The sequence below is a fragment of the Sphingomonas sp. Leaf22 genome (assembly GCF_001421715.1).
Lineage (GTDB): Bacteria > Pseudomonadota > Alphaproteobacteria > Sphingomonadales > Sphingomonadaceae > Sphingomonas.
Genome location: NZ_LMKP01000009.1, coordinates 30,911 through 53,870, shown reverse-complemented (window position 1 = coordinate 53,870; position 22,960 = coordinate 30,911). Strand labels below are relative to the sequence as shown.

The 22,960-nt window shown below is 64.8% G+C and carries 20 protein-coding genes; 3 read left to right on the top strand and 17 right to left on the bottom strand.

The window, feature by feature from the left end; translation table 11 throughout:
- Positions 1–8 precede the first annotated feature (8 nt).
- Positions 9–2,756 carry a preprotein translocase subunit SecA gene (secA, locus tag ASE70_RS05950; protein ID WP_056502446.1) on the top strand — a complete coding sequence of 916 codons (2,748 nt, stop codon included), beginning with the start codon at positions 9–11 and terminating at the stop codon, positions 2,754–2,756.
- A 124-nt stretch (positions 2,757–2,880) separates the two neighbouring features.
- On the opposite strand, the gene ASE70_RS05945 is transcribed toward secA, so the two are convergent.
- Positions 2,881–3,540, bottom strand: a complete 660-nt coding sequence (locus tag ASE70_RS05945; RefSeq protein WP_056502443.1) for a CC0125/CC1285 family lipoprotein — start codon at positions 3,538–3,540, stop codon at positions 2,881–2,883.
- 470 nt (positions 3,541–4,010) lie between these two features.
- Between ASE70_RS05945 and ASE70_RS05935 the strand changes: the two genes are divergently transcribed.
- Positions 4,011–4,211 carry a hypothetical protein gene (locus ASE70_RS05935; protein ID WP_056502440.1) on the top strand — a complete coding sequence of 67 codons (201 nt, stop codon included), beginning with the start codon at positions 4,011–4,013 and terminating at the stop codon, positions 4,209–4,211.
- On the top strand, positions 4,211–4,453 hold the full coding sequence (locus tag ASE70_RS05930) for a hypothetical protein (RefSeq protein WP_056502435.1): 243 nt from the start codon (positions 4,211–4,213) through the stop codon (positions 4,451–4,453). Before ASE70_RS05935 ends, ASE70_RS05930 begins: the two co-directional genes overlap by 1 nt.
- Before the next feature lie 671 nt (positions 4,454–5,124).
- On the opposite strand, the gene ASE70_RS05925 is transcribed toward ASE70_RS05930, so the two are convergent.
- The 16 genes from ASE70_RS05925 to ASE70_RS05850 form a co-directional block, all read right to left on the bottom strand.
- Positions 5,125–5,964, bottom strand: a complete 840-nt coding sequence (locus ASE70_RS05925; protein ID WP_056502432.1) for a KilA-N domain-containing protein — start codon at positions 5,962–5,964, stop codon at positions 5,125–5,127.
- A 408-nt stretch (positions 5,965–6,372) separates the two neighbouring features.
- Complete coding sequence (locus ASE70_RS05920; protein WP_056502430.1) at positions 6,373–6,624, bottom strand: hypothetical protein; 252 nt, start codon at positions 6,622–6,624, stop codon at positions 6,373–6,375.
- A 98-nt stretch (positions 6,625–6,722) separates the two neighbouring features.
- A complete protein-coding gene (locus ASE70_RS05915) occupies positions 6,723–7,856 on the bottom strand; it encodes a hypothetical protein (RefSeq protein ID WP_056502427.1) in 1,134 nt (377 codons plus the stop codon).
- Between the two features lie 389 nt (positions 7,857–8,245).
- Positions 8,246–10,141 carry a sialate O-acetylesterase gene (locus ASE70_RS05910; RefSeq protein ID WP_056502425.1) on the bottom strand — a complete coding sequence of 632 codons (1,896 nt, stop codon included), beginning with the start codon at positions 10,139–10,141 and terminating at the stop codon, positions 8,246–8,248.
- Between the two features lie 120 nt (positions 10,142–10,261).
- The gene (locus ASE70_RS05905; RefSeq protein ID WP_056502422.1) at positions 10,262–10,702 is read right to left on the bottom strand and encodes a hypothetical protein; all 441 of its coding nucleotides are present in this window, start codon (positions 10,700–10,702) and stop codon (positions 10,262–10,264) included.
- A complete protein-coding gene (locus ASE70_RS05900; RefSeq protein ID WP_156356043.1) occupies positions 10,702–10,857 on the bottom strand; it encodes a hypothetical protein in 156 nt (51 codons plus the stop codon). The genes ASE70_RS05905 and ASE70_RS05900 overlap by 1 nt, the downstream gene beginning before the upstream one ends.
- A 38-nt stretch (positions 10,858–10,895) precedes the next feature.
- Positions 10,896–11,381, bottom strand: a complete 486-nt coding sequence (locus ASE70_RS05895) for a M15 family metallopeptidase (RefSeq protein WP_056502415.1) — start codon at positions 11,379–11,381, stop codon at positions 10,896–10,898.
- Between the two features lie 41 nt (positions 11,382–11,422).
- On the bottom strand, positions 11,423–11,725 hold the full coding sequence (locus ASE70_RS05890; RefSeq protein WP_056502412.1) for a hypothetical protein: 303 nt from the start codon (positions 11,723–11,725) through the stop codon (positions 11,423–11,425).
- Complete coding sequence (locus ASE70_RS05885) at positions 11,722–12,210, bottom strand: hypothetical protein (RefSeq protein WP_056502409.1); 489 nt, start codon at positions 12,208–12,210, stop codon at positions 11,722–11,724. The genes ASE70_RS05890 and ASE70_RS05885 overlap by 4 nt, the downstream gene beginning before the upstream one ends.
- A gap of 61 nt (positions 12,211–12,271) precedes the next feature.
- On the bottom strand, positions 12,272–15,061 hold the full coding sequence (locus ASE70_RS05880; RefSeq protein WP_162235931.1) for a GDSL-type esterase/lipase family protein: 2,790 nt from the start codon (positions 15,059–15,061) through the stop codon (positions 12,272–12,274).
- 16 nt (positions 15,062–15,077) lie between these two features.
- The gene (locus ASE70_RS20320; RefSeq protein ID WP_056502403.1) at positions 15,078–15,860 is read right to left on the bottom strand and encodes a hypothetical protein; all 783 of its coding nucleotides are present in this window, start codon (positions 15,858–15,860) and stop codon (positions 15,078–15,080) included.
- A complete protein-coding gene (locus ASE70_RS05870; protein WP_056502399.1) occupies positions 15,857–18,490 on the bottom strand; it encodes a hypothetical protein in 2,634 nt (877 codons plus the stop codon). The genes ASE70_RS20320 and ASE70_RS05870 overlap by 4 nt, the downstream gene beginning before the upstream one ends.
- The gene (locus ASE70_RS05865) at positions 18,490–18,912 is read right to left on the bottom strand and encodes a DUF6950 family protein (protein ID WP_056502397.1); all 423 of its coding nucleotides are present in this window, start codon (positions 18,910–18,912) and stop codon (positions 18,490–18,492) included. The genes ASE70_RS05870 and ASE70_RS05865 overlap by 1 nt, the downstream gene beginning before the upstream one ends.
- Complete coding sequence (locus ASE70_RS05860) at positions 18,909–19,553, bottom strand: hypothetical protein (protein ID WP_056502395.1); 645 nt, start codon at positions 19,551–19,553, stop codon at positions 18,909–18,911. Before ASE70_RS05860 ends, ASE70_RS05865 begins: the two co-directional genes overlap by 4 nt.
- A complete protein-coding gene (locus ASE70_RS05855; protein WP_056502391.1) occupies positions 19,550–20,152 on the bottom strand; it encodes a hypothetical protein in 603 nt (200 codons plus the stop codon). The genes ASE70_RS05860 and ASE70_RS05855 overlap by 4 nt, the downstream gene beginning before the upstream one ends.
- Positions 20,149–22,890, bottom strand: coding sequence for a hypothetical protein (locus tag ASE70_RS05850; protein ID WP_156356041.1), 2,742 nt, complete (start codon positions 22,888–22,890; stop codon positions 20,149–20,151). Before ASE70_RS05850 ends, ASE70_RS05855 begins: the two co-directional genes overlap by 4 nt.
- Positions 22,891–22,960 lie beyond the last annotated feature (70 nt).

Genomic DNA, 22,960 nt, shown 5'->3' with positions numbered 1-22,960 from the left:
TTTCGCCCATGTTCGGTGGCCTCGCCAAATCGCTGTTCGGGTCGTCCAACGACCGTTACGTCAAGTCGCTCGGTTCGATCGTCAACAAGATCAACGAGTTCGAACCCGTATTGACCGCCATGTCCGACGCGGACCTCGCCGCGCAGACGCCGAAGTTCCGCGAGCAACTCGCGAATGGCGCGAAGCTCGACTCCTTGCTTCCCGAAGCGTTCGCGACGGTCCGCGAGGCGGCGCGCCGCGTGCTGGGCATGCGCCATTTCGACGTGCAGATGGTCGGCGGCATCGTTCTCCACCGTGGCGAAATCGCCGAGATGCGCACCGGCGAAGGCAAGACGCTGGTGGCGACCCTCGCCTGCTATCTCAACGCGCTGCCGGGGGACGGCGTCCATGTCGTCACCGTCAACGACTATCTGGCGCGGCGCGACGCGGCGCAGATGGGGCAGGTCTACGGCTTTCTCGGCCTGACCACCGGCGTGATCGTGCCGAACATTCCGGATCACGAACGTCGCGCTGCCTATGCCGCCGACATCACCTATGGCACGAACAACGAATTCGGCTTCGATTACCTGCGCGACAATATGAAGTTCGACCGCGCGTCGATGACGCAGCGGCCGTTCAACTTCGCCATCGTCGACGAGGTCGATTCGATCCTGATCGACGAGGCGCGCACCCCGCTCATCATCTCCGGCCCGACCGACGACAAGTCCGACCTGTACCGGTCGGTGAACGAGGTCGTGCAGCGGCTGAGCGCCGATGATTACGAAAAGGACGAGAAGCAGAAGTCGATCGTGCTGACCGAGGACGGCACCGAAAAGGTCGAACGGATGCTGGAGGATGCCGGGCTGCTGTTCGGCGCCAACCTCTACGACTTCGAAAACACGCAGGTCGTGCACCATGTGAATCAGGCGCTGCGCGCGAACATCATGTTCAAGCGCGACACCGATTACATCGTGAAGGACGGCAAGGTCGTCATCATCGACGAATTCACCGGCCGCATGATGGACGGTCGCCGCTGGTCGGATGGCCTGCACCAGGCCGCCGAGGCCAAGGAAGGCGTGAACATCGAGCCGGAGAACCAGACGCTCGCCTCGATCACCTTCCAGAACTATTTCCGCATGTACCCGAAACTGTCGGGCATGACCGGCACGGCGGCGACCGAAGCGCCCGAATTCTTCGACATCTACAAGATGAACGTCGTGTCGATCCCAACCAACGTGCCGGTCCGCCGCGTCGATGAAGAGGACGAATTCTACAAGACGCTCGACGACAAGTTCCGCGCGATCGCCAAGAAGATCCGCGACCATGCGTCGCAGGGGCAGCCGGTGCTGGTCGGCACGGTCTCGATCGAAAAATCGGAACTGCTGTCCGAATTCCTCACGCAGGAAGCCGTCGATCACAAGGTCCTGAATGCCCGCTATCATGAATCCGAAGCGCATATCGTGGCGCAGGCGGGGCGGCTGGGCGCGGTGACCATCGCCACCAACATGGCCGGGCGCGGCACCGACATCCAGCTGGGCGGTAACCTCGAATTCCGGATGCTCGACGAACATCCCGATCTGGTCGAGGGGACGGGCGAATATGACGCCGCCGCCGCGCGCATCCGCGCCGAGATCATCGAGGAAAAGCAGCAGGTGCTGGCGGCCGGCGGGCTGTTCGTGCTCGGCACCGAGCGCCACGAAAGCCGCCGTATCGACAACCAGCTGCGCGGCCGTTCGGGGCGGCAGGGCGATCCGGGCCTGTCGCGCTTCTATCTGTGCCTCGACGACGATCTGCTCCGCATCTTCGGGCCGGACACGCTGTTTGCCAAGATGATGCGCAACAATATCGAGGACGGCGAGGCGATCGGCAGCAAGTGGCTGAGCCGCGCGATCGAAACCGCGCAGAAGAAGGTCGAGGCGCGCAATTACGACGTCCGCAAGCAGGTCGTCGAATATGACGACGTGATGAACGACCAGCGCAAGGTCATCTACGAACAGCGCGCCGACGTCATGGATGCGGAGACGGTCGGCGACGTCGTCGTCGACATGCGCCACGCGACGGTCAACACCGTCGTCGGCGATGCCGTCCCGCCCGACAGCTATCCCGAACAATGGAATGTCGAAGGGCTGCGCGAACGCGCGCAGGAGCTGCTCGGCGTCGATGCGCCGGTCGCCGACTGGATCGCGCACGAGGACGGTCTCGACGCCGAGACGCTCGAGGAACGCATCCGTGCCCAGGCCGACGCGCTGGTCGATGCGAAGTCGGCCGAACTCGATGCCGACAGCTGGACGCAGATCGAAAAGTCGATCCTGCTCCAGACGCTCGACCACCACTGGAAAGAACATCTGGCGATGCTCGACGCGCTGCGGGCGGTGATCCACCTGCGCGCCTATGCACAGAAGACGCCGATCAACGAGTATAAGCAGGAAGCGTTCGCGCTGTTCGAACGGATGCTCGCCAGTATCCGCGAGGACGTGACCCGGACGATGGCGCACGCCAATTTCAATTTCCAGGCACCGCCCGAGCTTCCCGAGCTGCCCGATTTCCTGACGATGCATATCGACCCGCTGACCGGCGAGGACGACAGCTGGGGCGGAGAGGGTGCGCAGGGCCTGATCACCACCCGCGTGCCGATGCTGCAGATGGCGGCACCGGTGCCCGACGAGGAACTGGGCGACGATCCCGCCAGCTGGGAAGGCCGCGTCAGCCGCAACGCACCCTGCCCGTGCGGGTCGGGCCGCAAGTACAAGCACTGCCACGGCGCGCTGGTCGCGTAAGCCACCCGTATCCCCGCGCAGGCGGGGATACGGCACGTGCAGCGGGTGACGTCCCCGACCGGCAAGAAAAGGCCGCCGTCCCGATGGGAACGGCGGCCTTCCTGTCTCTACCGCTGTCGCAGCTTCATCGCCGCGGTTCGGGCTCCATCACGCTCGGCCCGAGGCTCTGCAACACTGCGCGCGCGTCGAAGGCGCGGATGTTGTTGACGGGCTTGGGACCCTTGCCCAGCACGATCTCCGCCATCGCCTCATATTTGTCGACGGTGCGGATATCGACCGAGCGGTCGAAGAACGGATCGCCCCAGAACGGGTCCCATGCGCGCCAGCCGAATGCCGGGCTGCGATAGCGCCATGCCGGACCCCAACCGCCCCATCCAAAGCCACCGCCCCAGCCGCCGAACCCGCCGACGCCCGGCGTCGAGAAGGTCCGGCTGCGCAAATTGGTGTCGCGGTCGGCCATCAGGAAATAATCATAGCCACGCTCCAGCGTCAGCTGCGCGGCGCGATACAGCAGATACCGCTCGACCGTCTCGCGCGAGGTCAGGCTGTTGCCGGAAAAGCTCACCTGATAGCGGTTCGGCTCGACCTGCTGGTCGCTATAACCGTTGCGATAGAAGCCGGAGCCGGATGCCGGCTGATAGGGAGTCGGCGTCGCGCAGGCGGCGAGTGCCAGCGCTCCGACAAGAGTCGTGCCGATCGCGCGAAGGCGGACACGGTGGGGAGGGTGCAGCAACATCAGTTTCTCCAATGCCGCCATGGCTACCGACCCATGGCGATCGTCCATTGCCGGAACAACGATCTGCCACGGGTTCGGGTCCGTGGACGCAGCACGACGGACCGTGCCGTATCGGAGATTACCCGATGCTGAACGCCGGTTCAGCTGTATGTGACGAAGCATTTCCGGGTTCGATCGATCGTCGATCGCAGATGCCGCAAATCGGAAAAAGGTCACCGCGATATCGCGGTACCCCTGGCGGGGAAAATCCAGATTTTCCGATGGTGTCGCTGGCTCCCTGAGTAGGATTCGAACCTACGGCCGCTCGATTAACAGTCGAGCGTAAACCGTGCGTTTTCAATGCGCGTTCACACATGTTCGCGCTTCTACCCCCTGTAGCTACGCCTGAGGGGCACTGCTTTTGTCTGAATGGCGGCTGGCGTCGAAAGATGGCCGCGAATCGGGGCCGTCACCACTCGACATTCGCCGGCCGATCAGCGACGGTCCCCAATCCATATGCCCGGCTGGAAAGGCTCCCGATGCCCACCCCCGACGACCACCTGACCAAAGCGATCGACCTGAATACGGCGATCGCCCGCCTGGCCGATTTCGTGGACAGCTACCCGGAAGGCGAACAGATCGACGGCGACATGCCTCTGACGGTCGACGACGTCCGCCTGGTCATTGAAGCAGCGAAGCGGCATGCAGTCGAGGTCGAGCGCGGTGGCACCGGCGCCTAATGCACAGCCCCGACGAGGTCCGCGCCACGCTGCGCGCGCTGGCGGCCGAGCACGGCGACAGCCTGGCCGCGCTGTCCAAGCTGCTGGGCCGAAACAGCGCCTATCTGCAGCAGTTCGTGACGCGCGGTTCGCCGAAGCGGCTGGACGAGGACGATCGCTTGATGCTGGCAAAGCGCTTTCAGGTAGACGAGCGGCGGCTGGGGGCGAGGGAGCCGTGGACGCCGGCGCCGGGCGATCAGTGAGAAAGCGTCTCGCCGGTATCGCCACCAAGGTTGAGTTCACCGTCCTCGGGCTTCTCGTCATCTTGGCGTTCGCGGCGGGCGCAATGAGCTTGCTGCCCTAATCCTAAGCGAACGCGTCAGCCGTAGGTCGCGCACTGCTACTGCAGCGCGCGACCGTTCTAAAGCCTACGAGGGATCGCACTGCTCGAGCTGGAATAGCTCCCAGCTAATCGCACTGCTCGAGCTGGAATAGCTCCCAGCTAGTGGCGGGATAGATCCGCCCGTTCTGCGTTACCCACCCGTCGCAATTGGTTTGTAGCGTCCCGATTACCTCGATACCCCCGGAATACCCCGAGCCAAGCGGACACAGGATTTCCGGCACCGATGTAGGGCACGAGACCGGGTTCCAGCCGTACTGAACATGCCCTTTCAGAATCTTGATATACCCGCGGGGCGGGGGGTCTTGGTCAGTCGCGGAAGCCGGTGACGCGATGAGTGCGCATAGGAGCGCCGCCAATACACCAGATGTTTTCATAACAACCTCCAACAATTTGCCAGAGGTCCAAATATGACTTGAATATCGCGGAGGGTCAAAGGCCTAGATGCGGCTTTGCCTATCGTGCAGTATCGGTTGCACAGCGGCATGGTTTCCGAGGTTGCGAAGGGGCCGCCGAAGCAGCCCCTTCCGGGTGTCAGCGCCCCGGGCGGGGAAGTACGCGAGCAGCTTCCCGTGCGGTCAACGCGGTGAGCGCATTGTTCGCGATCGGCCCTGCGATCTTGCCCTGTTTAACCTGGCTGTTCAGGTAGGCCGGCATCTTTTTCGGGATGTAGACCTCGCGCATCCAGCGACGGAACTTCGGCAAAGCGTCCTCCGGATAGCAGTTCGCCGGCTGCGGGTTCGACATCGCCTGGGGGAAGTAGTTCGGGTAGAAATGCGGGAACGATGCGCTCGGACCGAACTGCGCTTCCATGTTGTTCGCACGCCAATGTGCAGCCCACGCCTTGCCGACGCTGATATCGAGGATCGTACGAGTGCCGAAGTCGACGCCGTTCGAAATCAAGGCCGCCATCTCGCCAGCTATCTCTCGAAAGATGCAAAAGTACCCCGAAGGCACATTATCGTAGACCAGAGATACCCGATCCTGAAACTGTGCCCAGACGCGATCCTCAGGCTTCTTGCCCGACATCCAGTCGTAGACCCATTCGCTCACCTTCACGGCGAACTCTGCGGAAAGCCACTGTGCTAGGTGGATCGCAACTTGTGGATGCACATAGCTGCCGCGAACTTCGTTCGCTCCGGTGACAACGGTCATCACCAAACGGTTTATGGGAATTCCCATAGACCCCCCAAGGGCGGTCAGAAAATCGCCCGTAGAGCGCAACCGTGTGTAATCCGCGAACAGCTTTCCGGCCGCTTTGCACATCGCCGTTGCGTTGATGTAGCCATCTTTCGATCGCTGTTGGATCAGCGATCCTTGGTATGTGTGCGGGACCAGCTCGATCTGGTTCCCGTCGGTATTCGTCGCATTCATAGCATTCGTTCTTTCATCGTTTAAACGATGAAGAGCCTTGCTTCCCACAACGAGGAATCTTATCCCCGTTGGTGCACGAGATGCACGGACCCTCATCGGATTCGTGGTCGAAACGGAGGCGGTTCCGGCGTCTAGCCACGCTCGGAACCGCCTCCGTCATCACTAATTGTCGGAAAGCGGACGGAGCGCAAGTCGGCTAAGTTTCCGTCCGTGGCGCTGTTGACAATCCAAGATGTGCTTACGCGACGCGACGCGCGGCGAACCGCCGGGTTTGCGATTTGCAAGCGAACTTTTCGGGAACGCAGAAAAATATGATTGGGCGGAATGGCGGATTACCGTGGCTCAATCGGAACGTTTTGAGCCCGCGAATCGGCAGCGGAGGCGGCGGAATAAGCGAGCGGCGGGGTGTCAGTCGTCAACCTTCACGCGAAGCCTGATCCCATTCAGCGTTCGCGTCATGTCTTGCTGCCTGTGAATGCCGTCTTCTAGCCCGCAGGCCTCCCAGAACGACACCAGCCAGTCACGCGGCACGCACGGACGCAAAACATGCAGGGCAAGGCGGACCTCGTGCGTCTGACGCTTCCCCGCCCTCGCCTTGGCGTGCTGCTCGTCGAGGATGGCGAGCGCCAGGTCGATAACGATTCGATCATTCCGCCCCATGACCCCATGGAACGGAAAGGGAACGCCAGCGCAAGGATTCAATGTGGCGCTTGAGCAGAAGCGGGAGGGGCTGCCGCACGTGACGGCAGCCCCTCAGGTCATTCCAAGCCGATGTCGATCAGCACCGTTGCCGAAGCGTTTGGCGCGAGATCGCCCACTGCGATCGTCACGTTGCTGGTGACATCGCTCGTCTTCGCGGTTCCGACCGGCTGGGGGTTGTCGTAGGCGGCCACTGCAAACGGATCGAGATTGACGAATCCGTAGAAGCTCGCAACCGCGCCTACCGTTGGCGAGGACAGGAAGGCCGTCGTGCCTGTGCCCATGCCGCGGAGGCCCGCCAGTACCGTGCCGCGCGCCGGGATGGAGTTGTTCGTCGAGAAGCTGTTTGCCGCCGTATAGCGGTTGTCGAGGCCGTTCGTGTCGAAGTCTGCGGTCCGCATGTACCGCAGGCCGCGCATTGTCTGGGCGGTGGTGTTCGTCATCTTGACCGTGAAGCGCAGATGGCTGTCGACCAGTTCGACGTCCTGTACGATCGCAAGCCCCGTCGGCGTGGCCCCGCTCCACCGGGCGCGGTCGTCGAACTTCCCCGGCATCTGATAATAGCCGGTCAGCTTCTGGTTGCTGTACGTAACGCGCGCGCCAGCGATCGTGTAGCCGATGTTAAAGCCCTCGATCGCGCGGCCGTTCAGGCTTGCCTCGATGTTGGTCGAAGGGCGATAGATTCCGACGCGCAGGAAGCCATACGACTTGGCGCTCTGCACGCCGGGCGGGGCGTTATACAGCGTGCCGATGCCGCCCCACTCGTTCAGGCCGAACACCATATCCTTCCCGACGATGTACCGCTCGGCACCCATCGGCACCACTTTGAAGGCTGGCTCCGGCGCGGGTGTTACGACGACAGGTGGTTCCACGACGACTGGCGGCTCGACGATCACCGGAGGCTCTGTCGTGACTTCCGGGCACGCTTGGCGGACCCGGTAGGTATATCCGGCGGCGGTTTGCTCGCACGGGCCATAGACCGTCGTCTTCCGGGGCAGCTTCGGTGTGACCTTCAGCGCCCAGCCATCAAGCTTGATCATTCCGTCGTTGTTGCTGTCCGGGATCTTGGTCGGGCTGGTGACGATGCTGCCGGTGCCGGTCTGGGCAGCGGCCGGCGTGATGACCGCTGCCGCTAGGGCAGCAGCCATTGACAACGCGGCAAGCAGCCGCGCCGGGAAGGCGAATTTCATCATTGGAGTATCTCCGGGGGAGGGGCGGCGACGGCCTTGCGTCACCGATGCAGCATCTAGGATGCGGGCATTCGTACTACTTGGTGGAGCGGCCCCATCTCGCTGCTACGGTCCTGCCGCGCTTTGCAATGATGGTGGTCATGACTGGCGCCATTTCGGATGCAAGCGGTTGATTATGCGTTTTGAATCGGCGACTCTTTCGCGAACGGGGCGACGGGCTGTCCGACCTCGAACGGGGGTATCAATGTCGACGAAAAACGAGCGCATCTGGCGCGTAATTCTGGTCGCGTTGGGGTTTGCCATCCTTGCCGCGTCAGCATGGGCCTTCACGCACCCCCGCCCAGAAGGCGAGAGTGCGTGGCGAGTGCCGCTGTAGAGGCCCCCGCCATTGGTCACAGCGCGAACGTCTGAAGATCAGTGATGTGCTTGCCAGTGGTTGACGTCATAGCGTTGTTCTGACGAAGCCCGACCGAGCCGGACGCGAAGCTATTATCAATGACCGGCTCGGTCATGATGGACGCGCCGTTGACGCTGGCGGTAATGGTGCCATCGGCGGCATGCCGGATTTCGAGCGTGGCAAGATCACCGGCTGCTAAGGGGGTGGCGGGCTGAACCTGCGTCCCGATGCGGGTCAACGTACCATTCAGACGCTTGTAGAGGCCCCATGTGTTCGTACTGTTATCAATGCCGGCAAAATAGAAATTGTTGGCATCTTGCACCCGCCAGCGGATTTGCTGCGAAGCGGTAGAGGTCAAATAGCGGAACCCGGCACGGACACCGTATGCACCTGTAGGCGACACCCAATCGCAAGTGCTCAACGTTTCGCCGCTACTATTTGTGTAAGTCTCACTATTGCTAATGGTGTAGCTGCCGCCAACGAACCTATGACCGCTTTCCGACGTGTAAGCGGTCAGCGCAGTCCCATCCGCAGCATCAAAAGTCGCGTTGAGATAAGTAGCTGGCGGGGTGCCGCCTGCATCGTCGTTAGTGACAGTGACGGTCGCGCTACCTTTGACCCCAACGGCATAGCCCGGTCCCGGATTAAGGGTGAGCGTGGAAGTCTCTGTGCTCTCGACGGCGCTGTCGGCATTGATCGTGAGCGTGACGGTCGTCGCGTCCGATCCATCCGCGAAATTAGCAGCAAGACCAGTCGGCACAGCCCCGCCGGGAAAATCGTCGGCGGTCATCGTGCCGAGCGTCAGCGTGATGGGAATGGATGCCGCGCCAGAATAGGTCGAGCGGCTGACAGGCACCGCTATATTTGTGGTCGTGCCGGTGCCTTCTGCGACCGTCAAATCGCTGCGGAAAGTCACGGTCGGGGTAATGGCGATTTGCGCCACAGCCGCGCCCATATTGCGACCATTGATGCGAGTGCCAGCGGCGTCGAAATGTACGTCCAGACCATCGGCCAAGACATAGCTGCTCGCGCCACGGACGAAGACTCCATTGCCGATCGTCGCGGCCACGCTTTTCCGCGCGTCCTCAATGCCTTGGAGCGTGGGGAGAACAGCCAGCTTCTCCGGCAGGAAGCCGCCAAGGATCAACCGCGCCCCGGAGCCGCCGGTGATGCGGGTGCGCATGTCATTGATCGCTGCCGTTAGCGCGGTGGCGTAATCGGTGGGGGTGGTGTCGCGGTTATCCGCTTCACCCTGCACGTCAATGATCGAATGCACGACAGGCGTGAAACCTGCTGCGGTTGCCGCAGCCACCGCCGCGTTCGCCTGCGCGATCGAATTTTCATGCAGCGAGCGACCGACACTCCATTGCGGGGCATTGGGCGCGCTGTTTGAGTCTGCGTTGAGGAGTGATGTGCCGCCCCATGCGGTCGGGACGATCAGCACGATATCGCCAGCGGGTAGCGTGGCTGCAAGGATCTTTGCCGCGTAATTGACGGGCGAAAGATTGTTGTCGCCGACGCGGTTCTCCGGGTGGTACAGCGGCAAGGCGCTGGTGCGGATCGTGCGATAGGTCGATGTCCGCGAAGGGATATCGCAGAATTGGCGGATATTCGTCTGCTCGGTGTCGAGCGTCGAGTTGATCGTGCCGCGACCGACCGTATTGCTCTGGCCGCGCGCGATCATGAGATAGGCGTTGGGCAGCGTCGGCCCCGGCGTCGGAGTGGGGGCCGGAGTCGGCGCCGGGATCACGGACACTTGGCCGGTCGGCATCTGGATCGGGAACGCGCCAGCGCCGGCCGCCACCAGCGCATCCGCAGCCGTATCCGGCATGTCGAGCAGGATCGGCTGCGGAGACACGTGCGCGGGCGGGAAGAAGAGGACCTTTTTCATAACTGTCTCCGTCGGGGTCAGCGAGGCCACGCGTCGATCGCGAGGCGGCGTTTGTCGTCGCAGGCGGCCAGATCGAACCGCCCTTCGCGAATGGTGGCGTCGTCGTCGGCGGCGCTCGCGCTACCGTCCGCTTGCCGGTGCTGCGGCGTCGGTCGGCACGGTTCGGTCGCGGTGACCGGGGGCGGCGGCAGCGTCGGCAAGGCGGGCGTCGAGCAGATCGATTGCTTGCACCCGGTCAGCAGAGCGACAGCGCACGCGACCAGCATCAGTCTGGGCATATTCCCTCGCGGTGTTCGTGCTTTCGAGTATGATCGGCTGCCGATTGGCCAACCGATCGGCGAAGGTCAGCGCCGCGGCGGCGGCATGATCTGCCGCATCGCGTTCGGCCTTCAGTTTGGCCGCGTTGGCGTCGGCCAGATCCTGCGCGCGGACGGTCCGTTCATTGGCCAGCGTGACCCGGACATCGGCGAGCTTTCGATCGGTCCAGAGCCAGCCGGCGGCGAGAGCCGCAATCGGCACCAGCCACCAGACGCGGCGGAACAGGGCGAGCGCCTCGGCCATCACCTGCACCCCACGCGGTGCCACAGCGCGATCAGCAGCGAGACGGCGACCATGAACAGGACGAAGGCCAGCGCCAGCGGCCAGCACATCGCGATCACGATGACGGCCGCGAATGGTCCGTCAGCCGACCGATCGCTCTGCAGCCACAGAACCACGGCGGCTGCGACCAGTAGGTAAATGACAGCCCAAGCCATCACCGGTCGAGCTCAAAATGCGGGCTGTCGGTCTCGCCACGCTCGCGCGGCTTGCCGTCGCGATCCCAGTCCGCACCCCAGCGGATCGCCACACCTTCCGCCTTCGCGGCATCGAGCATCAACGCGGCGACCCGGTCGAACCGCTTCAGGTCGTTCCAGTCGATCGGGAACGGCGCGAGGTCGACGGCATGGCTGTAGCCGTCCGGACGCGGATAATGCTTCGACGCCAGCGGATTGCCGAGCCACGTCACCTTGCCGGCGCGCGGCGCGGCATAGTTCACCGGCACCTTGGCAGCCTTGCACTCCGCCTCGGTCCGGCCCTTGCCGTAATTTACGTAGCACTGCTCTTTCGTGCGCACGCCTTCCAGCACGGTGAAGTCGTCTCGCGCGTCCGCCATCGCTGCGGCGCGCTTCACAACGCGGACCAGATCGGGATGCACGCCAGCGAGCCGCGCCAGCGACCGCTGGCCCAGTAGGATTGCCATTTCTGTTCCTTTCGGAGATGCCGCCCGACGGGCGGGGGTGGCTATTCGGGCTTCGCGCCCGTCATCTGCGCGGCGACCTGCCGAGCCAGCACCAGCACGAACCGCATCGTCGCGAAGCCCATCCAGCCGGCGCTGATGCCCGCGACCAGCACGGACCAGACCGGCCAGTGGAAATGGATGGCGGCGGCACCCGCGATCGAGCCGAACGCCGGCAGAAGCGAGCACATGACGAACAGGTCACGCCACGTGACGGGCTTGCCCGCCTCGATCTTTTGCCCGACCCGCAGCACCTGCCCGGCGAAGACAGCGAACGCGGCCAGCAGATACGCCTTCCACTCGTTCACAGCGTCACCAGCCCAATCCCGAGGCCGCTGAAGATCAGCGCCCCCGATACGAGGAAGCTCGCGGTCCGCCGTTGCGACGTGGCAGCATGAATGAACGCCATGCCGGTAATCGACATGACCGCAGCGAGGCAGTCGGTGACCACGTCGAAGGCTTCCCACGATGCGGGCGATTTCGTCAGCAGCTTCATCACGTCGCCAGTGCAGCCAGCCGCGAAGCCGAACCCGATCAGGATCGAGCCGGCGAACAGCAGTGTGCCGCTCCACGGGGTTGTGATCGCCCGGTTCAGGTCTAGATGCAGCTGGTCGATCGAATGGACGAACTGCTTCCGGCAGAAGCGCGCATCGTCTTTGGTCGCACGAGCCAGCCGATAGACTGATCGCACGACCGGCAACAGCCAGTGGATTGCCGCCACGGCGAAGCGGATGCCGAACAGCATCATCGCCCAGATTGCCACGACGCTGGCGACGTGCCCGAGCGGGGTCACAGGGACGCGCACCAGCGCGCCCGGAAAGGCGGTGTCATAACGGCAGTCCTTTCGAGCTTGGTCAGTCGAGCACCGCAGGCGTATCGCCGATCAGCCGCAGATACTGTGCACCGGCACCAGCAACATTGGGATGGAGACTGTCCCCGGTCAGCAGCGCGCTGTTCGGGGTCGTGCCGTCGCCGTTGACCGTCAGTGCCCGGTCCCAGCGCCAGACGGATATATCGCTCTGTCCTGCCGCCAGCGCGTCGATCATGACATTGAACGCCGCCACATCTTTGCCCGGCACCGGATGCAGTCGCGTCAGGACGATCCGGGCACCCACACGCCGCGCCAGATCGATCATGCTGCGAATATTCCATCGCGCATCGGCGATGGGCACGTTCAGCAGCACGTCGTTGACGCCGACCGCGATCACCACGACCCGCGGACGTGATGCCACGACCTCGCTCCACGCCGCGAACAGGGCGCCCAGCGAGGTACCGCCGGGCTGCGCCGAGCGCAGGACCGTCACGTCCTCGGCTTGCAGGCGACCGGGCCAGCCTTGGGCACGAGTCATGTAGACCTGCTTCGTGATGCTGTCGCCGATCACCACCGCTTGCGGCGACGGACCATCGTGCAGCACCTCGATCGCCTTGATGCGCGCAGTGCCGGCGACGAAAGCGAAGCCCAGCGCCCCGTTCTGGAACCCTTCGGCCGTATCGACCCCCGCAAACGACGGATCGCCGGACGTCAGCACCGGGCTGCGCGCGCTGGTCGTCAGGTCGGTCAGGACAGCTGAATGCACCGTGCCGTCGAGCGACCATTCCAGCAGGTAGCTGCGGCCGGACGTAATCGCGAAGCCGAGTTCCACCGATGCAGTATCGCCGGGATCGCCATCAGACCCATCGCCAATACCTGCCCTCGCCTTGATCCGCAGCCGATTGGCGACCCCGTCGATCTCGACTGCGCTGTTCGAATTGCGCGCGTCGAGGAATTGCGCGTTCGCGGGCGCGCCGGTCAGGACGGCAAGCCGCGTCCCGGCCGCCGTTACGTCGATCCAGATACGGGTGACGCGGGTGTCAGTCCGGACATAACGATGGGTATAGACCCGCGTCGCCCAGCCCCGGGGCACGCTGCTGCCGATGCTGAGACCGGTCACTGCGTAGACGATGGCGGGATCAACATCGAACCCGCGCGGCGGCAGTGCGCTATCGATCGTCTCGCGCCACAGCAGCGAACGTCGGCGCTTCGTGTCGATCGGCGCAACGGGCAGTGACGACACCGACACCTCGGCACCCATCGCGATCGTGATGCCGCGGTAATAGGTGGAACCCAGCCAGCAGTTACCGACGCCGCTGAACGCCACGACATTCAGCGCCTGCTCGATCCCGATCAGCCAGCCCGCCTCGGCAGGGAAGGCGTCGAAGTCACCACCTGCGTCGAACGAGACTGCGCCGGCACCGGTGGCATAGACCGCTGCCGATCGCCGTGCCGTGATCGCGCCGTCTGCGCCGCGCTCACCGACATGGAAGGTGATCCAGCCCGCACGGGTCGCCTGCGCATAGAGGCGGGTGACCAACCCACCCTGAACCAGCGGCCATTCATTCCACCAGATGCCCGCCGCCGTCGCACCGGTCGTCGCGCTGACCATGCCCTCCGGCGCGCCGACTGTGATGCGGCGGGCTTGCTTGCCGAGCGACAGGATATCCGCGTCCGACACCGTCAGGCCACGCCGATCCGCCGCCAGCCAGCGCACCGCCGCCGTCCCGCCGGACGCGAAGTTCGACCACGGCCCGGAGCCGTCACGGAAATAGCCGTTAGCCTGTGGGAAGCCGGGGTCGCCACTGGTGACGCCCTTGCCTTGGAGGAAAGCGAAGGTGGTCGGATTATCCCCGGCCAGCATCGTGACCAGCAGCAGGTACAGACGCGTCGGGTCGACGGCCACGCCGTTGACGAAGTCGAGGACGATGTGGTTCGCGGTGCCGTCGCGCGCGAAGTCCGCCGGCAGCGGCCGGGTCTCGGCGAAGTGCAGCGTATCACCGGGCAGGCCAGCCCCATCATTCGCGGCGCCCGATAGCGGACGGCTGTAGAGGGCGATCCGCACCGCCGACGCATTGGCGACGCGGGTCGACAGCCACGTTTCGATACCGTTGAGGCCGGCGATCTGCGAGCCGCGCGCTGTGGCCGTCAGGCCAGAGAAATTGCCGGCGAGGAAGTCGTTTGCGACCGGTTCACGGGACAGCAGCGCGGTACGCGACGAGATGGTGGTCCGCAGGATCGGCGGGACCGCGGCCGTCGTGACGGCGGCGGCTTCGGCTGCGGTTGCGGCATCTGCGGTCGCCTGGTCAACGATCGACCCGATCAGGTCAGCCCCGTCGATCACCAGCGTCGTGACGTCGTCGCCCGCGATCGTCAGCGTTGATCCCTGCGAGGGCATGCGCGCTTCCTGCGCGCCGAACGCTACGGCCCTCTGCGCGGGTGCGTCATTGCTGTCGAGTGCGTGTGCAAGCACGAAAACCCGGCCGACGATACGCGTCCGGCCGCCGATTGCCAGGACCCATTGCATCGTTGCTGCGTCGCCGATTTCGCCCTGGTACGGCAGGCCGATCCGGGTGGCCTTGTTCAGCCGCAGACGGACGTCATTGATGAAGCGGCCATCGACGAAGTCGACCCCGGCCAAGCGGATGCCTTCGGCATTCGCCACCGTCACCAGATCGAGCGCGACCGCAGGATTACCGGGAGTGTCACGCTCGAGCCGGATCTGCGCACGCATGCCGACGCCGGTCAGATCTGGACCGATGACGCGCAGCGGATATTCGTACACGTCGTCGTTCCGCCAGATCGACAGATCCAGCGTGGCAGTCGTCGCCATCGGCATTCTCCGGATGTCAGTTGAAGCGCCGGACCCGGCACTGGATCGAATACTTCGCGCCAATCGCCAGAAGCGGAGCAGTTACGCCGACGCTGAGGCTGTTCGGACCCGCCACTGCAACGTCATGGGTGGCGTAGCCAGCCGGGATCGAGATGGGGCTGACAGCAATATCGTCCCCGGGCTTCACACCCCATGTCTCCGGCGTCGCCACGATCAGGCGCCGAGTGCCCGCGCTGATCGCCACCAAGGCCGCCGCCTCGGTCAGCGTTACCGTGCCCAGCAGCGTCGTGGCGGGTGGCCCTACCAGCGAAGCCAGCCACTGGGTCAGCGTGCCGCCGTATCCGGCCTCTCGCGCAAGCTGATAGGCGGACTTCCCGTCTGCGCCGACCAGAGTTGTCAGCCATTGCGTCGCGGTACCGCCATATCCAGCCGCTCGAGCGACCTCGTAGGCGGACAGCCCGTTCTGACCGTCGCGGGGAGCAGGCAGGGTGAAGTCGAGCGTGGCGGCGGTGTCAGTGCCGCTGTTCGCGACCTTCGGTGCCGATCCGACCGGTCCAGCCGCCACCGCACCGACCCGAACGGTCGCCGCTTTCCCGCGCAAGGCGTCGTTCTGGGAAGGGTCGCTGACCATCAACACGGAGAAGGGCTGGCCCGACGGCATCACGCCACGCGACAGCAGCACAAGCAGCGGCTCGTCGTAATCCGGCGGCGTCAGCGAGGCGTGAAGCTTTACGTTTCCGTCGCCGGGATAGGAGAATCGTAGATAGATGCGCTGAAGCCGCGGCGTGGTCTCTTTCATAGCTCATTCGCGTCCGCGCGCTTGTTGTGGCTCAGCCACCAATGACCGTCGTCGCCGATCAGGACATACGTTGCCGCGGCTGCAACGGTCAGTGCGACCACCTTGCCGTCACCGGCAGGCTGACCGATCGTTTCCGAGCGGACCCAGCCGCGATCCCACCAGAGGTGCGACGGCGAGGTCAATGGGCGACCAGCAACGGCACAGAGCGGGCTGGGGAACGTGCGCGCCATGGTGACCTGATAGGCACCCCATGCCGCCGATCCTGCCTCGGCCTCGCGCTGCGCCCACACCCACATGCCCGCCTCGATCCGACCGGCCTCGATTGTGCTACCCGGACCGGTGCGCGTGGCGTTCGCCAGCAGGATGCGCGCGGTAATGATCGGGCATCCGCCGCCGCCATACCCACCGCCACCATCGCCGGCGGGCGGGGTCGGCGTTGACGGGAAAGTGCCATCGGCATTCGCGGTCGTCCACTCGCGGATGATGACGTACCGGGTCGATCCGGCCTCGGTCAGCGCCGGCGAAGAAACGGCGACGAACTGCTCTGCCTGCAAGTCCCACAGGACCATGTAGGTAGAGGCCGGCGTCAGTCCGCCAATCGTCTGCGCGGGAAGGTTCAGCGTCCTGCCGTCGTCGATCGTCGCGTCGAACGCCTGAATGCTGATCGTCGTATCGTCGCTGTTGACCGGATACGCGACGGTCTGGCGAATGATGAGATAGGCGGCGCGGGCGGTGCCGAAGCTGCCGGTCGTCACAGGCCCGAGAATGAGACGGTCGCTGGCCAGTCCGCGTACGCGGTAGCGGATTCCGACCTCGTACTGCGTGCCCGGCGTGACGCCCGTGAACTCCTTTCGACGAACCGCCGGTCCCTCAAGCCCACCCCCAAACCAGCCAGCATCGGCGTCTTGCCCTGCGACGTAGACGCGGGCTTCGAATAGAACTGCCTCTACATTTCCACGCGGGGCTTCGCCTGTTGCCACGATAGCAGGAATTGAGACGCCGTTATTGGCGAGCGTCGCGCCAGCGACTGACCAGTCGGCGGTGGATGGCGCGGACAGGTCCGGGGTTGCGTTCGATAGATCCGGAGTAGGGGGCGGGTTGCCTGTCTGGCTCAGGGCATAGGCATGCTTCCCGGCCGTTTCGGTGCGGCAGGTGAAGGTGACGCCCATACTGGCCATGTCGAGCTCGCCTGTGCGGATCACGACATCGCGGTCGATCAGGTTTGCCTCTGGAATATCGAGCGTGATGCAGTCGCCAGGGCGGTACCCGCAGGCATATATCTTGGCCGGAATGACAATGCCGTCGATCTCGCGCTGATCGAACAGCCAGTACAGTGCCAGCTGCGCCCCGTGGGTCGCATTCTGCACCAACGGGAACACGTCAGCTTTCGGGCGCGGCGCGCCATCGGCAGCGATGTATTCGTCGATCTTGACGGCATCGAGCGGCGCGACTTCCCAGTTGTGCGATTCCAACCGCACGCTCGGGATGAAGGTGTTGCGGCGCTTCCGGCGCGACGAAGCGGACGGCGCGTCGATCGTCCCTGCTACATCGGCGCTGGTAATCGTGCCGATCGACACGCGGGGCGCGCTGTAGGTGCAGGTCAGCATACCGCCGACGTTGAGGAACTCGCCCCCGCCAGCCTGCGCGAGCATCTGCAGGATGTCCCAGCTGTTGTCGGCGCTGGCATAGACCTGACCTCCGGCCTTCCATCCATTGGCGTCGCAGACGTTCGCGGCGGCCACGATCGTCGCGACATCGATGCCGCTGACCTTCGTGCCGCCGCCCGCCATCAGGTAGCCGTTCTGGAAATAGCCCAGCGCGAACGTCAGGCCGATGATCCACGGACATTCGCTGTAGACGTGGGTCGCAGGGTCGTCGCGTCGGCACGAGCCACTGCCGCCGGGATAGGTGCTGTCCAGCCGCGGGTCCCAAGCGAACACGCCCTCCACGATCCGGCCGCGCTCCGGCACCCCATTCGGGAATTTCTTGCCCTTGCTGTCGAAATCGAGCGTCCACAGATCGGCAGCCAGCCCAGAAAGCTTCGACGTCGAATACCAGCCGGGGAAGTCGCCGTTCGGACCTTGCAGCGCACGCGCTTCCGGACATGCCCCCAACTGGGTGTCAAGCCACATATTGCCGGCATAGCTGCCGATCGCCGCGCCGAGCGCGTTGAACGATACTGGCGCCTTGTCGATCAGCAGCGGGCCGATGCTCTTGACCGGGCCCAGCGACAGCACCGTCACCCAGCTTTCGCGCTGATTGCGCATGCGCGAACCGGGATCGTCGTAATACTGGCGGTGGATCACGTTCCCGCCGGCGTAGGTGCGGCCGAACACGATCGGAATGCCAGCCTCCTTGTCGATCTTGAACTTGGTCGCGTTGCCTCCGACCGTGCCTTTCGGGGCTGTGGCGACAGCGGCAAGCGACAGCGCGGCGCCAGCGGCGCTGGCGGCGGACGCCACCGTTGCCGCAGTTGCCGCGATCGAGGCCGACGTCGCAGCGCCAGCGGCAGCGGCAGCACTACCTGCCGACGCGCCGATCAGGCCCGCGCCAGCCGCCGCGCCCACGCCGGTCGCAATTAGGGCAGCGGCGCCGATGATGAGGGCAGCGGTGCGGAAGCTCCTCGACATCAGACCCTCCACGCACCAAGGAACATGATCGGCTGAAGAACGTCCGCGCCGGGAAGGTCCTGATGGTAGCCAATGGTGCGGCCGTTCCCCACCGCGACGTGCAGCGCGCCATCGAATGGGCCTTCCCCCGGCACCATGATGATATCGCAGGGGAGGGCGGCGGCGGGCGGGATGCGGGGCAGGCCCAGCGCGTCGAGCGCATCCGCCAGCGTCTCGAACCCGGCCTTTTGCAGCGCCCGATGCGCCCCGAGCAGCGACGTGTACGATCCCCCGCGTCCCAATCCGGGACGGTGTCCGCGCTGGCGCAGGACGAAGGCGGCGAGCCGTACGCAGTCGAACTTGCCGGGCTTGAACGGCTGCGAGCGGAACCGGGCCAGCGCGGCTTGCGCGATGTCGCGACGCTGTTCGAGGTCGGTGCTCACAGCTGCTGCGCCAGATAGGCCGACCCGCCGCCGCCACCGGAGCCGTAGGTGACGCCTGATGGTACCTTCTCGACACCCCAATAGGACGTCTTGTCGATGCCGGTCATATTGGCGAGGCCGGCTTCCCCCGGCCATACCATGCGGTGCCAGGCATCCGACAATCGGGCGCCCTGCTCCTGATCGTGGAAAACCTCGAGCGCCGAATAGCACCGTAACTCGACGGTCCGCTGACCTTTGCCGACCTTCAGTCGCCCGAAATCGATCTCGCCCTCGAACACCTGCTTCGGCTCCGCGATCAGCTGGCCATTCTGCCGGTTGATCGCGCCGATCCATCCGCGAACGCGCGACCCTTGCGTGTTGGCAGCGGTGAGGTCGCCGACCGCCGCTTCGCTCGGCGGTGCAAACGTCAGCTGCCAGTCCGGGGCTTCGTTGCCGACACCGTCGCGGATGTTGCTCGCTGCAACCAGCACACCGAACCGATCGTCGCGCCCGCGATAGACGTCATCGCCCCACATCACCTCGCCGGCGCCAACCAACTGCGTGATCGTGTGGTCCGGCAGATCGATACGGATCAGCGGCGCAATCGGGTGTTCGCCCGAGCGTAGCGCTGCCGCCAGCTGAGGGGACAGGCGGAAGCTCATTCCCGCTCCGTGATCGAGAAGCTGTAGGGGTCGGTCCGGTTGCGCGCGAACGCTGCGCCGCGGTCGATGCCTTTCAACTGGCCCTCGATCTGCGGCGCGACGAAGTCGATCCGGTCGCCGTCATTCGTCAGCACGCGCAGCATGGGCCAAATGGGCACGATGACCTTGCCGTCCGCGCTGGTGGCGGGGGAGCCGGGTCCGGCGACCATGTGAAGATACCGGCGTCCGCCGTGGATCAGGTTGAACAAATCGCCCCGGCGAAAGAACAGGCCTGGCACGCTGCCCTTGATCGCGATCGTCATGCCCGCCTGCCCGGCACCGTCGACAGCGATTGACGATGGATAGGCGCGGGCTTGGTTGGGCAGTCGTACCGGGAACCGCGCGCTGCCGTTCGATGCCTCGAACAGCGCGGCCATCAGCTGCCGGCCAGCCGGGTCATTGCGTAGGCGATCGGTCGTGACGTCCAGCGCGAACCGATCACCGAGGCGGGGCAGGGGGAGGACGGGGTTGCCCAAATCGCCGCCCTGCTCACCGCTGAAGAGAACCGGGCGCAGTGTCAGGTTCTTCACCCGGTAATAGGGTACATCGACGATGCTCATCCCCACCGCCCGCTGCCGAGCCGCCGCGCGCCGGCTTCCATGCTTTCGCTTTCCGCCATGGCCGCGCCGCCGGCCGCGCCCTGCGTCGCAGCCACCGTCATCGCGTCCGCTACCCACCCGCGGACCTCGTCAGCGAGGACGGCGCGGTCGGCATAGACGTTCACCGTCGGCCCGGCAGTGCGGCGATTGTCGTTGCTGCCGAACAGGCGGCGGGTCTCACCTGCGGTCATCACGCGTGATCCGCGCGGCGCCTCGATTATTTCGCGCCCGTGCTCACCGGCCAGCATCATGCCCCCCGACCAGTGCTCGGTGCCGGTGGCGTTGCCCGGCGGGCCGATGAACCCCTGCGACCCGCCAGTCGCCGCAGCAGCGCCCGCGCCACCGAACAAGCGACCGAGGCTGCCGATGACGCTCGAGATCGTCGCGTTGTTCTCACCGAACAGCATGTTGCGGATCGGGTTGAGCAAGGCGAGCTTGACGAACTCGGCTTTGAGCATGTCGAGCACGCGTTTGCCGCCCTGACCCCAGTCTTCCCATGTCGAAGGCGATAGGACAGTATCGACCAGGTCGCCGCCGATACCGCGGATCGTCTCCCATGCCGCCCGCTGGCGCTCGATCTGCGAGGCGATACCGTCGAGCGCGCGCTGGTTGGCGAGGATGACCTGCCCTTGCTCGCTTTCTACGTCGATGCCGAGGCGGGTCATGTCGATCATCAACTGGACCTTGGACAGCGTTGCCCGGCGGACGTTGTCGTTGGCCGCGACGACCGACAGTTCGCCTTCAGCAAGCGCGATCGCTTCGCGCTGGCCGCCGATCAGTTCGGCGATCGCGTCGGCGCGGCGTTTCGCTTCGTCCGCAGCCGCTTCGGCGATGCGCTTGCGATCGGCTTCGATCCGGTCGATTTCGCGCTGCTCTGCGCCCGCGCCCGCGTTAATCCCGTCGATACCGATCCGACCGCCGAGGCTGGACGCGCGGGCGCGCTGGAACTCGTCACGCGCACCGACGCGCAGTGAATCAGCATTGGCCGGTTTCAGGCGATCGATCTCGGCTAGCGTCTTGCGGTACCGGTCAGCGGCGGCGGCAAGCGGGTCATACCGACCGGTGAGAGCTTCAAGCGCCGAGGCGTCGGCCTGCGCGCGGCGGGCGGCGTCGCTGAACTCGTCGAGCGCCAGCTTTCCTTTCTTCCACGCGACGTGAAAGTGGTCGCTATGCCCCTTGTCGCCTGGCCCCAACAGTTCAGCAATCTCGATACCGCGCGATTCGAAAAGCGCGCGGACGTCCGCCTTCGTCATCGACCCCATTCCGCCCTTGGGCACGAAGTCGACCGCCTGATTGCGATAATGGTAGCTGTTCGCAACGTGCTTGCCTCCGGTCGTGCTGGTTACGTGCACGCCGGGGATCGCCCCACGAAGCATTTTCGCGACGGAGGCTGCAGTTGCAGTGTCGGGGTCACGGGTACTGCGGCCCGCATTACGTGCCGCGTCCTGCGCTGCGTCGAGTGCCCGCTTCTCACGAGCGACCCCCGCCTCGAACTCCTTCAAAGAGATGACGCCCTTGGCCCGCTCCTGCCGCAGTTTGCCTAGGGCAGCCTCGTAACGCTCTGTTGCCGCCGTACCGGCATCCAACGACGAAATGACCTGACGCTCAGCGATCGCCGTCTCGGCATTGCGGACGGCCGTCTGCGTTTCGAGCGCCGCCTTCGCCAAATCCTGATAGCGCTGCGTCTTCTTGGCAAGGTTCTGCACCGCCGCCTGATATGCCGCCTGCGCCGATCCGGTTTCGTCGGTGCCGGTTGCCGACGCAGCCTCAGCGGCACGGCGGGCTTTCTCAAGCTCGCGCCTCGCCTTGGTGACGTCTTCGAGCGCCTGGAATACCCCGGTCGCCTCACGTGTGAGGGATGCGCGGGAATCGTTGAGCCGCCCGGAGTCGACCTGCTGCTGCGTCATCCGCTCGCGGGCAAGCTCGGCGTTCAGCGCCTTCTGCTTCTCGATCACGCCGTCGAGCGACTTGCCGTAAATATCCTTTGCCATCGCCGCCTTGGCGGTTTCGGCGGCATCCTCCTTCATTTTTTTCACGAGATCGTCGGTCGTCTTCTCGGTTTCGAGCAGTTTTCCGATCAGGGGCAACAGCGCCGCTGCCGCAACGGTCATCCCGATGCCCCACGGGCCGCCCATGAAAGCCGCGACGCCAGCCATCTTCCCGCCCAGGCCTGACACCGCACTCGCCGCCTGCGGAAACTGTTGCGCAAATGCCACCAGAGCCGACTGCCCGCTGCCGACCTGTACGGCAAAGTCCTGCAGCTGGAACCCAATATTCTGAAGTGCGGCTCGGTGGGCGCCGCTCGACTGGCCGCCGCGCAGATGCGCCGACGACACTTGATCCAAAGCGGCCTGCTCAACGCGGAGCTTCGTAACGTAGTCGTCGAGCGACAGTACGCCCGCGCTGACCAGCCCGCGCGCCTCGGCCATTTCCGCATTGAATCGGTCCTGTGCCGCCGCGATCGGGTCGATTGCCAGCACCAAGGCGCGAGCACGTGCCTCCATTTGCTCATAGGCGGCATTGAAGATCGCTGCCGACGCTTGCGCCGACTTGCCCGGACCATCGCTATTGCCGGCGAACCGCTCGACATTACGTGGCGTGATCGCGCCATAGGCCATCTCGAGCTTGGCGATGTTGTTGGCGTGCCGCTGCGCCATCTGCTCGACGTCCTGACCGGACCTCTCGACCGATCGCGCCAAACGCTTCATCGACGCATCGCCGTGGGCGGCAACCTCGTCGAACATGCGCTTCACTTCCGGGGCGCCCTCA

Excerpts from the sequence above, each read along its gene's own strand:
- ASE70_RS05920 (WP_056502430.1), bottom strand. The coding sequence starts at position 6,624 with ATGGGGCGGAATGATCGAATCGTTATCGACCTGGCGCTCGCCATCCTC.
- ASE70_RS05905 (WP_056502422.1), bottom strand. The coding sequence starts at position 10,702 with ATGGCCGAGGCGCTCGCCCTGTTCCGCCGCGTCTGGTGGCTGGTGCCG.
- ASE70_RS05895 (WP_056502415.1), bottom strand. The coding sequence starts at position 11,381 with ATGGCAATCCTACTGGGCCAGCGGTCGCTGGCGCGGCTCGCTGGCGTG.
- ASE70_RS05945 (WP_056502443.1), bottom strand. The coding sequence starts at position 3,540 with ATGGACGATCGCCATGGGTCGGTAGCCATGGCGGCATTGGAGAAACTG.
- ASE70_RS05910 (WP_056502425.1), bottom strand. The coding sequence starts at position 10,141 with ATGAAAAAGGTCCTCTTCTTCCCGCCCGCGCACGTGTCTCCGCAGCCG.
- ASE70_RS20320 (WP_056502403.1), bottom strand. The coding sequence starts at position 15,860 with ATGAAAGAGACCACGCCGCGGCTTCAGCGCATCTATCTACGATTCTCC.
- ASE70_RS05880 (WP_162235931.1), bottom strand. The coding sequence starts at position 15,061 with ATGGCGACGACTGCCACGCTGGATCTGTCGATCTGGCGGAACGACGAC.
- secA (WP_056502446.1), top strand. The coding sequence starts at position 9 with ATGTTCGGTGGCCTCGCCAAATCGCTGTTCGGGTCGTCCAACGACCGT.
- ASE70_RS05925 (WP_056502432.1), bottom strand. The coding sequence starts at position 5,964 with ATGAATGCGACGAATACCGACGGGAACCAGATCGAGCTGGTCCCGCAC.
- ASE70_RS05870 (WP_056502399.1), bottom strand. The coding sequence starts at position 18,490 with ATGTCGAGGAGCTTCCGCACCGCTGCCCTCATCATCGGCGCCGCTGCC.
- ASE70_RS05915 (WP_056502427.1), bottom strand. The coding sequence starts at position 7,856 with ATGATGAAATTCGCCTTCCCGGCGCGGCTGCTTGCCGCGTTGTCAATG.
- ASE70_RS05860 (WP_056502395.1), bottom strand. The coding sequence starts at position 19,553 with ATGAGCTTCCGCCTGTCCCCTCAGCTGGCGGCAGCGCTACGCTCGGGC.
- ASE70_RS05935 (WP_056502440.1), top strand. The coding sequence starts at position 4,011 with ATGCCCACCCCCGACGACCACCTGACCAAAGCGATCGACCTGAATACG.
- ASE70_RS05855 (WP_056502391.1), bottom strand. The coding sequence starts at position 20,152 with ATGAGCATCGTCGATGTACCCTATTACCGGGTGAAGAACCTGACACTG.
- ASE70_RS05930 (WP_056502435.1), top strand. The coding sequence starts at position 4,211 with ATGCACAGCCCCGACGAGGTCCGCGCCACGCTGCGCGCGCTGGCGGCC.